This window comes from Streptomyces sp. NPDC050759 (genome assembly GCF_044456945.1).
Lineage (GTDB): Bacteria > Actinomycetota > Actinomycetes > Streptomycetales > Streptomycetaceae > Streptomyces.
The window spans coordinates 647,273-660,287 of record NZ_JBITGI010000004.1; the positions used below are offsets into that span (position 1 = coordinate 647,273).

At 70.6% G+C, this 13,015-nt stretch carries 10 protein-coding genes and 1 pseudogene; 2 read left to right on the plus strand and 9 right to left on the minus strand.

Annotated features, from left to right (window positions below; genetic code table 11):
• Nucleotides 1-35: 35 nt before the first annotated feature.
• Complete coding sequence (gene oxc / locus ACIBJB_RS16510) at nucleotides 36-1,784, minus strand: oxalyl-CoA decarboxylase (RefSeq protein WP_398930959.1); 1,749 nt, start codon at nucleotides 1,782-1,784, stop codon at nucleotides 36-38.
• Between the two features lie 254 nt (nucleotides 1,785-2,038).
• Here oxc and ACIBJB_RS16515 point away from each other — a divergent pair, with 254 nt between their 5' ends.
• Entirely contained in the window at nucleotides 2,039-3,622 is a 1,584-nt protein-coding gene (locus ACIBJB_RS16515) for a FadD7 family fatty acid--CoA ligase (protein ID WP_398930961.1), read from the plus strand.
• A 517-nt stretch (nucleotides 3,623-4,139) separates the two neighbouring features.
• Here ACIBJB_RS16515 and ACIBJB_RS16520 read toward each other — a convergent pair.
• From ACIBJB_RS16520 to ACIBJB_RS16540, 5 genes are all read right to left on the minus strand, one after another.
• Nucleotides 4,140-5,072, minus strand: coding sequence for a LysR family transcriptional regulator (locus ACIBJB_RS16520; RefSeq protein WP_398930963.1), 933 nt, complete (start codon nucleotides 5,070-5,072; stop codon nucleotides 4,140-4,142).
• Nucleotides 5,073-5,155: 83 nt separating this feature from the next.
• Nucleotides 5,156-5,338 (minus strand): formate dehydrogenase subunit delta, encoded by a 183-nt coding sequence (locus ACIBJB_RS16525; protein WP_398930965.1) that lies wholly within the window; start codon nucleotides 5,336-5,338, stop codon nucleotides 5,156-5,158.
• A gap of 31 nt (nucleotides 5,339-5,369) precedes the next feature.
• Nucleotides 5,370-8,186, minus strand: coding sequence for a formate dehydrogenase subunit alpha (gene fdhF / locus ACIBJB_RS16530; protein WP_398930967.1), 2,817 nt, complete (start codon nucleotides 8,184-8,186; stop codon nucleotides 5,370-5,372).
• Entirely contained in the window at nucleotides 8,183-9,796 is a 1,614-nt protein-coding gene (locus tag ACIBJB_RS16535; protein WP_398930969.1) for a formate dehydrogenase beta subunit, read from the minus strand. The genes fdhF and ACIBJB_RS16535 overlap by 4 nt, the downstream gene beginning before the upstream one ends.
• On the minus strand, nucleotides 9,793-10,272 hold the full coding sequence (locus ACIBJB_RS16540; RefSeq protein ID WP_398930971.1) for a formate dehydrogenase subunit gamma: 480 nt from the start codon (nucleotides 10,270-10,272) through the stop codon (nucleotides 9,793-9,795). The genes ACIBJB_RS16535 and ACIBJB_RS16540 overlap by 4 nt, the downstream gene beginning before the upstream one ends.
• A gap of 256 nt (nucleotides 10,273-10,528) precedes the next feature.
• On the opposite strand from ACIBJB_RS16540, the gene ACIBJB_RS16545 reads away from it, so the two are divergent.
• The gene (locus ACIBJB_RS16545; protein ID WP_398930973.1) at nucleotides 10,529-11,218 is read left to right on the plus strand and encodes a GntR family transcriptional regulator; all 690 of its coding nucleotides are present in this window, start codon (nucleotides 10,529-10,531) and stop codon (nucleotides 11,216-11,218) included.
• Between the two features lie 18 nt (nucleotides 11,219-11,236).
• Here ACIBJB_RS16545 and ACIBJB_RS16550 read toward each other — a convergent pair whose 3' ends face one another.
• The 3 genes and pseudogenes from ACIBJB_RS16550 to ACIBJB_RS16560 form a co-directional block, all read right to left on the minus strand.
• Nucleotides 11,237-12,175, minus strand: coding sequence for an acyl-CoA dehydrogenase family protein (locus tag ACIBJB_RS16550; RefSeq protein ID WP_398930975.1), 939 nt, complete (start codon nucleotides 12,173-12,175; stop codon nucleotides 11,237-11,239).
• 150 nt (nucleotides 12,176-12,325) lie between these two features.
• On the minus strand, nucleotides 12,326-12,847 hold the full coding sequence (locus ACIBJB_RS16555) for a beta-class carbonic anhydrase (RefSeq protein WP_398930977.1): 522 nt from the start codon (nucleotides 12,845-12,847) through the stop codon (nucleotides 12,326-12,328).
• A gap of 29 nt (nucleotides 12,848-12,876) precedes the next feature.
• Nucleotides 12,877-13,015, minus strand: a pseudogene (locus ACIBJB_RS16560) (formyl-CoA transferase); the annotation flags it as partial.

The following is a 13,015-nucleotide window of genomic DNA, read 5'->3' on the forward strand; positions in this document are numbered from 1 at the left end:
TTCGTGAAGTTGCGCGGTCTACGAGGTCTAGGCGGTCACTTCTTGGCCGGCGTGATGTTGCCGACGGTGATGCCCTTGGGGTTGAGGTGCGAGATGTGACCGCTCTCGGTGCCGGCCGAGGGGTCGATCACGCAGTCGATGAGCGCCGGGCCGCCGGAGGCGAGGGCCTCGGTGAGGGCGGCGGTGACCTCGGCGGGTGTGGTGGCCCGGTAGCCCTTGCCGCCGAACGCCTCGATGAGCAGGTCGTGGCGGGCCGCCGACATCAGGGTCGTGGGCGAGGGGGCGTCGTCGTACGGGTTGGTGTCGTCGCCGCGGTAGACCCCGCCGTTGTTCATGATCACGGTGACGACGGGCAGCTTGTAGCGGCAGATGGTCTCGATCTCGATGCCGCTGAACCCGAAGGCGCTGTCGCCCTCGATGGCCACGACCGGGGCGCCGCTCTCGACGGCGGCGGCGATCGCGTAGCCCATGCCGATGCCCATGACGCCCCAGGTGCCGCTGTCGAGGCGGTGGCGCGGCACGTGCATGTCGATGACGTTGCGCGCGATGTCCAGGGCGTTGGCGCCCTCGTTGACGATGTACGTCTCCGGGTGCGCGTGCACGACGTCGCGTACGGCCTTCAGGGCGCCCATGAACTGCATGGGGTGCGGGTCGGCCTTGAGGCGCTTGGCCATCTTGGCGACGTTCTGCGCCGAGCGCGCCCCGAGCTCCTCGCGCCAGGCCGAAGGAGCCGTGATCTGGCCGGGCTTGGTGCGTTCGGCGAGCGCGTCGAGCACCGACTCGATGTCGCCGACGAGGGGTGCGGAGATGGGCTGGTTGCTGTCCATCTCCTTGGGGTCGATGTCGATCTGGACGAACTTGGCGTCGGGGTTCCATCCCGTCTGGCCGTGGCCGAGGAGCCAGTTGAGGCGGGCGCCGATCAGCATCACGACGTCGGCCTTCTTCAGCGCCAGGGAACGGGCGGTGGCCGCCGACTGGGGGTGATCGTCGGGCAGCAGGCCCTTCGCCATCGACATCGGTACGTACGGAATGCCGGTCGACTCGATGAACTGCCGTACCTTGGCGTCCGCTTGGGCGTATGCGGCCCCCTTGCCCAGCACCACCAGCGGGCGCTCGGCGGAGGCGAGGAGCTCGATCGCCCGGTCCACGGCCTCCGGCGCGGGCAGCTGGCGCGGGGCGGGGTCGACCAGGCGGCTCAGCGTGCGGTCGCCCTCCGCCTTGGGCATGATGGCACCGAGGACCGCGGCGGGGATGTCGAGGTAGACACCGCCGGGGCGCCCGGAGATCGCGGTGCGCAGGGCGCGGGCGATGCCGCGGCCGATGTCCTCCACCCGGCTGACCCGGTAGGCGGCCTTCACGAAGGGCTGCGCGGCGGCGAGTTGGTCCATCTCCTCGTAGTCGCCCTGTTTGAGGTCGACGAGGTGGCGCTCGCTGGAGCCGGAGATCTGGACCATCGGGAAGCAGTTGGTGGTCGCGTTGGCCAGGGCCACTAGGCCGTTGAGGAAGCCCGGGGCGGAGACCGTGAGGGCCACGCCGGGTTTCTTGTTGAGGTAGCCGGCGATGGCGGCCGCGTGTCCGGCGTTGCTCTCGTGCCGGAAGCCGATGTAGCGGATGCCCTGCGCCTGGGCGAGCCGGGCCAGGTCGGTGATCGGGATGCCGACCACCCCGTAGATGGTGTCGACGTCGTTCATCCTGAGCGCGTCGACGACCAGGTGGTACCCGTCGGTGAGCTCGGTCGCGACGTCGGTTGCTGCCGCGGTCTCCAGGGTCGAGGGAGCGGTCATGGTCCGAGGTCCTCCTTGGGCAGGTCCTGCCGGAGCGGCTACTTCTCTCACCATCGGCAGCGCGCTCGTCCGCGTCCAAGACCCATCGGCGACCAGCCGATAAACGGCGTCTATCGAGGGCTGGTCAGGGGCTTTTCAACTCCCTTGATAGACAGCTGCTATCGGCCGGTCGCCAGCGGGTATTGGACGTCCACCGGGTGCCACCGCACGCTCGCAGAGGATGTTTCATCGGACCTGTGCGAGGGGGTGGGGTCATGGCCGTTCCGGCCGCGGCATCCGTGCGTGACGCGGACCGGTACCGGTCTGTGGAGGTCACGGGCCTCGTCGATCTCCTCGACCGGCAGGTGCGCGAACGCCCGTACGCCCGGGCGCTGATGGTGACCGGCGAGCGGGTGCAGCTGTCGTACCGGACCCTCGCGACCCTGGCCGACGACGTGGCCGGGCGGCTGGGTGGCGCGGGGCTGAGCCGTGGTGATGCGGTCGGTCTGATCTGCGCCAACACGGCGGAGTTCGTCGTCGGGTTGCTCGGTGCGGCGCGGGCCGGGTTGGTCGTGGCTCCGCTGGATCCCGCGCTGCCCGAGTCGCAACTGTCCGCACGGCTGACGGCGTTGGGGGCGCGGGCGGTTCTCCTCGATCCGTCGGTGCCCGGTGTCGTCCCGCCTCCGGTGCCGGCCTGGCCGCTGCGGGTGGACGTCTCCCGGGCGGGGACGGCTGCGGTGGTGCTCGAACCCGGTGTCTGTGAAGTGCCGCAAGGCGGGGGCGCGGCCGGGGAGTTGTCGGAGCGGGACGCCCTCGTGCTGTTCACCGCCGGCACCACCGACCGGGCGAAGATGGTCCCGTTGACGCACGCCAATGTGGCCGCCTCGCTTCGGAACATCTGCGCCACCTACGAGTTGGGCCCCGGGGACGCGACGGTCGCGGTGATGCCGTTCTTCCACGGCCACGGGCTGTTCGCCGCGCTGCTGGCCTCCCTGGCGAGCGGGGGCTGCGTGCTGCTGCCCGAGCGGGGACGGTTCTCCGCCGCCACGTTCTGGGACGACATGCGGGCGGTGGCCGCCACGTGGTTCACGGCGGTGCCGGCGATCCACGAGATCCTTCTGGACCGGTCGGAGCGGGAGTACCCGGGTCCGCGGGCGCCGCGCCTGAAGTTCGTCCGCAGTTGCAGCGCACCCCTCAACACGGCGACACAGCGGGCGCTGGAGCGCACGTTCGGTGCGCCGCTGCTGTCCGCGTACGGGATGACCGAGTCCTCGCACCAGGCGACCAGCGAACCGCTGCCGCAGCGGGGAGCGCTCCGGCAGGGGTCGGTGGGCCGTCCGACCGGGGTCGAGGTGCGGGTCGTGGACCGCGCCGGACGTCCCTGTCCGGCGGGCGTCGAGGGCGAGGTATGGGTACAGGGGCCTACGGTCGCCCGGGGCTATCTCGCCGACGGGGACGAGTCGGCGCGGACCTTCGTCGACGGGTGGCTGCGCACCGGTGATCTGGGCGCGCTGGACGAGGCCGGGTATCTGTCGCTGACCGGGCGGATCAAGAACCTCATCAACCGGGGCGGGGAGAAGATCTCGCCCGAGCATGTCGAGGACATCCTGGCCGGCTGCCCGGGGGTCGCGGAGGCGGCCGTGTTCGCCGTCCCCGACGCGGTGTACGGGCAGCGGGTGGGTGCCGCGGTGGTCGTGCGCGAGGTCGACGGCATCGGGCGCGAGGAGATCCTGCGGTACTGCCGTGACCGGCTGGCCGCCTTCGAGGTACCGGACCGGCTCGAACTGGTCACCGCGCTGCCGTACACCGCGAAGGGGGGACTGGACCGAAAGGCGGTGCAGGCGCGGTACGCGTCCTGAGGGGGCGCGGCGGGTGTCGTGGTCGGTGAGGGGTGCCGGCCGGGGGCAGGAAGGTGCCGGGCGTCCCGGCCGGGAGGGGCACGAAGGTGCCCGGCGTCACGGCCGGGGGGCACGAAGATACCCGGCGTCCCAACCGGGGGCCACGAAGATACCCGGCGCCCCAGCCGGGGGGCAGGAAGGCGTCCGGTGAGAGGTCCGTCGCCGCGCTGCGGGGAACTGCCGGGGCGGCTGGACCGGTAGCTGCTACGGGATCGACACGCGCGATGCAGACCTCGGCGCCCGTCAGCGCACTCGGGGCGCGAGCGGTAGGGGCCCGGCCAAGCCCACCCCGACGCCGAGCCGCCGCCCTGTCGTACCTCACGGAGACGGCACGCGTTGGGGTCCTCGCCCTCACGACAACCGCTGGAAGACCCCGCACCAGGAGCTCGCCCGACGGGACCGGCCAGCAACCATCACTCGCCACATCCTCGCCACCTTGGCATACCTCACCACAGACAAACCGCACCCGCCGGCAGGCTCAGCGCACCCGGTGCTCGGTGGGCAGGGGGCGGGCGAAGAAGTCGTCCAGGGAGAGGCCCGTCGCCGCGTTGACGAACGCGCGGGCGGCGACAGAGCCGGGGGTCGCCGCGTGGATCGCCACGGAGACCTGGGCCCCGGCCTCGGGGTCGACCAGCGGCAGGGCTCTCGTCCGGCCGACCACCGGCATCGCGCGCAGCCAGGTGTGCGGCACGATGCTCGCCCAGCCACCGCCGCCCACGTGTGCGTAGAGGGAGGCGATCGAGTCCGTCTCGACCTGCGGGGTGACCACGTACCCCTTCTCCGCGAACACGGTGTCGACGATCTGCCGGATCCGCATGTCCGGCGTGAGCAGCGCGAGCGGCAACTGGGCCGCGTCCGCCCAGGGCACGGTGGCGGACTGGGCCACCAGTTGGTCGTCGGAGACCAGGAGCATGTACCTCTCCTGGTAGAGGGGGACGATCTGGAGGCCCTCCTGGTCGTCCGGGTCGAAGTGGGCGATGGCCACGTCGAGTTCGTAGTCGCGCAGCTGGCGATGGAGTTCCTTCGTGGACAGCCGGGAGCGGACCTGGACCTTGGCCAGGGGATGTGCCGCGCAGAAGGCGGCCACGGGAAGGGCGAGGGTCGTGGACGCGGTCGGGTCGGTGCCGAGGCGGAGGGTTCCGGTGATACCCGACTGCACGGCGGCCACCTCGGCCTTGAAGGCGTCCTGTTCGGCGAGGATCCGCTTGGCCCACACCACGAGCCGCTCGCCCTCCGGGGTGAGGCCCTGGTAGTTGTGGCCGCGATTGATGAGCGTGACGTTGAGCTCCCGCTCCAGCTTGGCGATCGCCGCCGAGAGCGCGGGCTGGGAGACATAGCAGGATTCCGCCGCCCGGGCGAAGTGCCGTTCCCTCGCCACCGCCACGAAGTATTCGAGCTGCCGGAACAGCATGAGCGGCTCCTCCCTGGCCACCGGATCACTGACTCCATACTGTATGCAGTGTGGGGTGATGTACAGGGAGGAGACCGCACCAGTCAGCGGAGGAGCTTCACCGCGGCCACCACCAGCGGGTCGAGGCCATCCACGCCGGCGTCGACGTACTCGTGGAGCCGGAGGCGCATGCGCGGGTCCCAGAACCTGCCGATGTGCCCCGCGATCGCTTCCGCGGCCTCCTCCCCCGGCAGATGGCCGAGGTTCCTGGCAATGTCGTTGGCCATCCTGCACTCCGACGGCACGGTCGCTGTCATCTCAGTCCACCACCGTTACGAGGTCGTTCTCGGCGGCATCGGTCTCGCTCTGCCGGTCCGGGCGGGCGAGCGCCACCTGTACGGCGGTCACCTTGTACTCCGGGCAGTTGGTCGCCCAGTCGGAGTTCTCGGTGGTCACCACGTTGGCGCCGGTGACGGGGTGGTGGAACGTGGTGTACACGACCCCGGTCGGCATGCGGTCGGAGAGCTCCGCACGCAGGGTGGTCTGCCCGACGCGGCTGGCCAGGGTGACCATGTCGCCGTCCTTGATGCCGCGGTCCTCGGCGTCGTGCGGATGGAGCTCCAGTACGTCCTCGGGGTGCCAGGCGACATTGCCGGTACGGCGGGTCTGGGCGCCGACGTTGTACTGGCTGAGGATGCGGCCCGTGGTGAGGACCAGCGGGAAGCGCCGGGTGCTGCGTTCGGTGGTCGGCACGTAGGACGTGACCACGAACTTGCCCTTGCCGCGCACGAATTCGTCCACGTGCATGACGGGCGTGCCCTCGGGTGCCTCCTCGTTGCACGGCCACTGGACGCTGCCGAGCTTGTCGAGGAGGTCGAAGGAGACTCCGGTGAACGTCGGGGTGACCGACGCGATCTCGTCCATGATCTGGCCGGGATGGTCGTAGGACATCTCGTAGCCCATGGCGGTGGCGATCTCGCTGACGATCTGCCACTCGTGCTTGCCGGTCTTCGGCTTCATCACCGCGCGTACCCGGTTGATGCGGCGTTCGGCGTTGGTGAAGGTGCCGTCCTTCTCCAGGAAGGACGCCCCGGGCAGGAAGACGTGCGCGAATTTGGCCGTCTCGTTGAGGAACAGGTCCTGGACGACGACGAGTTCCATCGCTTCGAGGGCCGCGGTGACGTGCCCCAGGTTGGGGTCGGACTGGGCGATGTCCTCGCCGTGCACGAACAGGCCGCGGAAGGTGCCGTCGATGGCCGCGTCGAACATGTTGGGGATGCGAAGTCCCGGTTCGGCGAGGAGGGTTCCGCCCCAGAGGTTCTCGAAGACGGTCCGGACGGCGTCGTCGGAGACGTGCCGGTAGCCGGGGAGTTCGTGGGGGAAGGAGCCCATGTCGCAGGAGCCCTGGACGTTGTTCTGGCCGCGCAGGGGGTTCACGCCGACGCCGTCGCGGCCGATGTTCCCGCATGCCATCGCGAGGTTGGCCATCCCCATGACCATGGTCGAGCCCTGGCTGTGCTCGGTGACGCCGAGGCCGTAGTAGATGGCCCCGTTGGGGGCTTCGGCGTACAGCCGTGCGGCGGCCCGGAGTTCGGCGGCCGGTACGCCGGTGATCTCCTCGACGGCCTCCGGGCTGTTCTCCGGGCGGGCGATGAACTCCGCCCAGTCGCCGAAGCCTTCGCACCGTGCGTCGACGAAGGACCGGTCCACCAGGCCCTCGGTGACGACCACGTGCGCCATCGCGTTGACGACGGCCACGTTGGTGCTGGGCCGCAGCTGGAGGTGGTGCTGGGCCTCGACGTGCGGGGAGCGGACGAGGTCGATACGGCGCGGGTCCACCACGATCAACTTCGCGCCCTCGCGCAGCCGGCGCTTCATCCGGGAGGCGAACACCGGGTGGCCGTCGGTGGGGTTGGCGCCGATCACCATGATGACGTCGGCCTCGGCGACCGAGCGGAAGTCCTGTGTGCCGGCCGACTCGCCGAAGGTCTGCTTGAGTCCGTAGCCCGTCGGGGAGTGGCAGACGCGGGCGCAGGTGTCGACGTTGTTGTTGCCGAAGGCCGCGCGGACCATCTTCTGTACGACGTAGACCTCTTCGTTGGTGCACCGCGAGGAGGTGATCCCGCCGATCGCGCTCGATCCGTGCCGGTCCTGGATCTCGCGCATCCGCCGGGCGACCGTGCCGATCGCCTCGTCCCAGTCGACCTCGCGCCAGGGGTCGGTGATCCGGTCGCGGACCATGGGCTTGAGTTGCCGGTCGGGGTGGGTGGCGTAGCCGAAGGCGAAGCGGCCCTTCACGCAGGAGTGGCCCTCGTTGGCGCCGCCGTCCTTGTACGGCACCATGCGCACGAGTTCGTCGCCGCGCAGCTCGGCCTTGAAGGAGCAGCCGACCCCGCAGTACGCGCAGGTGGTCACAACTGACCTGGTGGGCATGCCGAGTTCGACGACCGACCGCTCCTGGAGCGTGGACGTCGGGCAGGCCTGGACGCAGGCACCGCAGGAGACGCACTCGGAGTCCATGAAGGTCTCACCCGCACCCGGCGAGACCTTGGAGTCGAAGCCGCGGCCCTCGATGGTGAGGGCGAAGGTGCCCTGGACCTCGCCGCAGGCGCGGACGCAGCGGGAGCAGGCGATGCACTTGGAGGGGTCGAAGTCGAAGTAGGGGTTGGAGGTGTCCTTCTCGGCGTCGAGGTGGTTCTCCCCCTCGTAGCCGTAGCGAACCTGCCGAAGGCCCACCACCCCTGCCATGTCCTGGAGTTCGCAGTCCCCGTTGGCCGGGCAGGTCAGGCAGTCCAGGGGGTGGTCGGAGATGTAGAGCTCCATGACGCCCTGGCGGAGCTTCTCCACCTTCGGGGTCTGTGTGCTGACCTTCATGCCGTCGGCGCACGGGGTGGTGCAGGACGCCGGGGTGCCGCGCCGGCCGTCGATCTCGACCACGCACAGCCGGCAGGAGCCGAACGCCTCCAGGCTGTCGGTGGCGCAGAGTTTGGGGATGTCGACGCCGGCCTGCGCGGCCGCGCGCATCACCGAGGTGCCCTCGGGCACGGTCACCGGCAGGCCGTCCACCTCGACGGACACCGTCGCCGGCCCTGGCCTCTCGGGGGTTCCGAAATCGGGTTCCTTGAGAAGTGTCATGCCGTGCCCTCCGTCCTTCGGCCCGTCGCCTGTACGGGCTGGATGTCCAGGAGTCGACGGCCGCCGAGGAAGTCGTCGGGGAAGTGGGTGAGGGCGCTGCGCACGGGCAGCGGGGTCAGCCCGCCCATCGCGCACAACGAGCCCTCGGTCATCAGGTCGCAGAGGTCTTCGAGCAGGGCGAGGTTCTCGTCCCGGTGGGTGCCGGCGACGATCTTGTCGATCACCTCGACGCCGCGCACCGCGCCGACCCGGCACGGGGTGCACTTGCCGCAGGACTCCTCGGCGCAGAACTCCATCGCGAAGCGGGCCTGCGCGGCCATGTCGACGCTGTCGTCGAAGACGACCACGCCACCGTGGCCGACCATTGCTCCTGCGGCCGCGAACGCCTCGTAGTCCATGGGCAGATCGAACATCTCCGTCGGCAGGTAGGCGCCGAGGGGACCGCCGACCTGCGCGGTGCGCACCGGGCGTCCGGAGTGCGTGCCGCCGCCGTACTCCTCGATGAGTTCGCGCAGGGTGATGCCGAAGGCGGTCTCCACGATGCCGCCGTGGGCGATGTTGCCGCCGAGCTGGAACACCTGGGTGCCGCGGGAGCGTTCGACGCCGAGTCGCTCGTACGCCTGCGCACCCTCGGCCATGACCACGGGCACGGTGGCGAGGGTGAGGACGTTGTTCACCACGGTCGGTTTGCCGAACAGGCCCTCGATCGCCGGGATCGGCGGTTTCGCGCGGACCATGCCGCGCTTGCCCTCCAGGCTCTCCAGCATGGAGGTCTCCTCGCCGCAGATGTACGCGCCGGCGCCGACGCGGACGTGCAGGTCGAAGTCGAGGGCGGAGCCGAGGATGTTCCTGCCGAGCCAGCCGTGCTCGCGGGCGATCCCGATCGCCCGGCGCATCGTGGCCACCGCGTCCGGGTATTCCGAGCGGATGTACAGGTAGCCCTCGCTCGCCCCGACCGCGTGGGCGGCGATCGTCATGCCCTCGATGAGCATGAACGGGTCGCCCTCCATGACCATCCGGTCGGCGAAGGTCCCGCTGTCGCCCTCGTCGGCGTTGCAGCAGACGAACTTCAGCTCGTCGGCGCAGTCGAGCACGGTCTTCCACTTGATGCCGGCCGGGAATCCGGCGCCTCCGCGGCCGCGTAGTCCGGACGCGGTGACCTCGGCGACCACGTCCGCAGGGGCGAGTTCCAGGGCGGCGCGCAGTCCCGCGAGGCCGCCGTGGGCTTCGTAGTCCTCGGCCGACAGCGGGTCGGTCACTCCGACTCTGGCGAAGGTGACGCGGTTCTGGCGTGCCAGCCAGGGCAGTTCGTCGACGAGGCCGAGCCGCAGGGGGTGATCGGCGCCGTCGAGCATGCCCGCGGTCAGGAGGCTCTCGACGTCTTCCGAGGTCACCGGGCCGTAGCCGACCCGCCCTCGGGGAGTCACCACCTCGACGAGGGGCTCCAGCCACAGCATGCCGCGCGATCCATTGCGTACGACGTCGAGGGCGAAGTCCCCGCGGGCGGCAGCGTGTTGAAGGGCCTGCGCGACCTCGTCCGCGCCGACGGACCTGGCGGCGGAGTCACGGGGGACGTACACGGTGGCCGTGGAGTGCGAGGGGTTGTTCATGAGGAGACCGTCCCGTTGAGGATCGAGGCCAGCTTGGCCGGGCCAACTCGTCCGTACAGCCGCCCGTCGGCTTCCACCGACGGCCCGAGCGCGCAGTTGCCGAGGCAGAAGACCTGCTCGACGGTGACCGAGCCGTCGGCCGCCGTCTCCCCGAGGGGCAGTCCGGACTGGCGTGCGTAGCCGACCAGTTGGTCGGCGCCCAGGGCCTGGCAGGCCTCGGCGCGGCAGATGCGCACGGTGGTGCGGCCCGCGGGCTCGCGACGGAATTCGTGGTAGAAGGTCACCACTCCGTGGACGTCCGCCCTGGAGAGGTTGAGCTCCTCGGCGAGCACCGGCACGGCCTCCTGCGGCACATGGCCCAACTCGGCCTGGACGGCGTGCAGTACGGGCAGCAGCGCCCCGCGCTCGCCCCGGTGACGGGCCACCACCCTCCGGACCACGCTCTCGACCGTCACGTCACTCCCGCTGGTCGTCATGATCGCTTCGCCTTCCGTCACACGGGTCCCCGGCGAGGGATGCAGGAGACTGAGGACAATACTCCATACAGACTTCTGTATACACAACCCCGTCGGCGGGGAGGACCGTGATCGTCAACCCACCCGGTCCCGGCGCTGCCAGCCGCCAGGTTGCATACCAAAACCTGTATGCTGACGCGGCCGTCGGCGACCCTCCGCACGGCCCCCACTCGGCAAAGCCGCCGCCCGGCGACAGCGGCGGCAGAACGGGACAACCATGCGCGAGGCACTCACGGCCGCAGCGTCCCGGCGCGTCACCCGCCCGGCACCGCTGCGTCAGGCCGTGTACGACGCCCTGACCGAGCTGATCGTCAACGGCTCCCTCAAGCCGGGCCAGCATCTGGTCGAGGCCGAGCTCGCCGAACACCTCGGCGTCAGCCGCCAGCCGGTCCGCGAGGCCCTCCAGCGACTCCAGACCGCCGGGTGGGTCGATCTGCGACCCGCCCAGGGCGCCTTCGTCCACTCCCCCACGGAGGAGGAGGCCGCCCAGCTCCTCGGCGTCCGCTCGGTCCTGGAGACCTACTCGGCCCAGCTCGCCGCGAAGAACGCGAAGCGCGAGGACATCGCGCGTCTCGACGAACTCCAGCTGGACGGGATCGCCGCTCTCGCCGACGGAGACGTCGAGCGCCTGGTCGCGGCCAACACCGCGCTGCACGACTTCATCACCGCCGTCGCCGACAACGCGGTGCTGGCCGAACTGATCGCCCAGGTCGGCCAGAAGGTGCGCTGGTACTACACGCCCATCGCCAAACCCCGCGGCAAGGAGGCCTGGAACGAGCACACGCAGCTCATCAGGGCCATCGCCAAGGGCGACGCGGACCAGGCGGGCGAGGTCATGCGCAAGCACACCGAGCGTACGACCGACTTCTACCGCCGGCAGATCGCGGCCCGGGCGAACCAGGACTGACGTCTTCGCGGGCACGGTTCAGGACGCGGTGACGGAGCCGGCGGGGCGGCGGGCGCTCCCGAGGCCGAGAGCCGGGTCGAGTGCTGGGTCGAGTGCTGGGTCCAGGGCCGTATCGAGGGCCGGGTCGATGGCCGTATCAAGGGCCGGGTCGATGGCCGTATCGAGCGCCGGTGGGCGGCGGTCTCCGGCGCTCGATACGGCCCGTAGTTCGAGCAACCACGGCAGGACCGTGCGCAGCACGATGTCGAGTCCGCCGCCGTCCGCTCCGAGCATCGCCTCCGCGGGCACCCGCACCGGGTCGGCGAACACCGTGGACGTCGCGCTGCCGCGGGGGCCCGCGGCGCCGGGCCGCGCCGGGACGAACAGGTCCGGGGCGTGCGCCGGGACCGCCCAGAGCGTCAGCCCGTCGGGGGCGGCGAGGGGCCGGGAGGACCAGACGTACAGGTCAGCCTCCCCCGCCGCGACCACCCGCTGCTTGCGGGCCCGCAGGGCTACGACCTCACCCGAACGGGTGGCCACGGAGCGCGGCACAAGGAGTTGTGTCTCCGCCGCCGGCCCGTCACCCTCGGCCTCCGACATCGACATCGACATCGACATCGACGCCGACGCCGCCTCCGACTCCGCGAGCGCAAGGCTGGCGAGGTGGCGTCCGGCGGCGATCTCGGCGCGCAGCCAGGAGCCGCCGTACACCTCGATGACGGCGACGGCCGTGTAGTGGGACTGGAGGACGGCCGCGGTCGCCGGGCAGACGCGCGCGGTCCGCGCGACCACGTCGACGGCTGCCGGCAACCCCTGCCCCCCGCCGCCGCACTCGGTGGAAACGGTGAGTCCCAGGAGTCCCGCGCGACCGAGGGCTGTCACGGCGCCGCGAGGAAACCGGCCCTGGAGGACCGTCGCTTCGGCGGCGGGTCCGACGACGCCGGTCAGGACTTCGGAGAGAGCGGTGCGGTACGACACGGGGCGACCCCCTCGGGCGTGGCTGTTGGTCCACTGTCGAATGATGATTGCATACAGTATTCTGCATGGGAAGGTCAGCGCGCCAGGGGTCCAGCCGGGCAATTTCCGGGACCTATCAGCCGAACGCCACCGCCAACGGGCAAGGTCGGCTCAGGAGTTCGGGGCGATCTCCCGCAGCAACCCCGTCGCCACGTCGAAGACGAACCCCCGCACATCATCGGTGTGCGGGAGGAACGGCGAGGTGCGCACGCGTTGCATGGACTGCCGTACGTCCTGGTCGACGTCCCGGAATGCCTCCACCGCCCACGCGGGACGCTGGCCGACCTCCAGTTCCAGTTCGTGCCGGAAGTCCTCGGTCAGGGTCTGGAGACCGCAGCCGGTGTGGTGGATGAGCGCCACACTGCTGGTACCGAGGGCACGCTGACTGATCGTCAGGGAGCGGATCGTGTCGTCGGTGACGACTCCTCCGGCGTTGCGGATGGTGTGGCAGTCGCCGAGCTCGAGGCCGAGCGCGGCGTGCAGGTCGAGGCGGGCGTCCATGCACGCCACGACGGCCACGCGCAGAACGGGGCGGGCGCCCATGCCGGGGTCGGTGAAGCGGGCGGCGTAGGTGCGGTTGGCTTCCACGAGCCGGTCGGTGACCGTCGCTGTTCGGGGTGCTGAAGTCGACATGTGGGGCTACCTCACTCCGGTCGGGTCGGTCAGATGACGCCCTGCTCCTTGAGCTGCGGCAACTCGGCCCGGTCGAGTCCGAGTTCGCCGATGTAGATCTCTTCGTTGTGCTGGCCGAGGAGGGGTGGGGTGGTGATGGTGGTGGGGGAGTCGGAGAGTTTGAGGGGG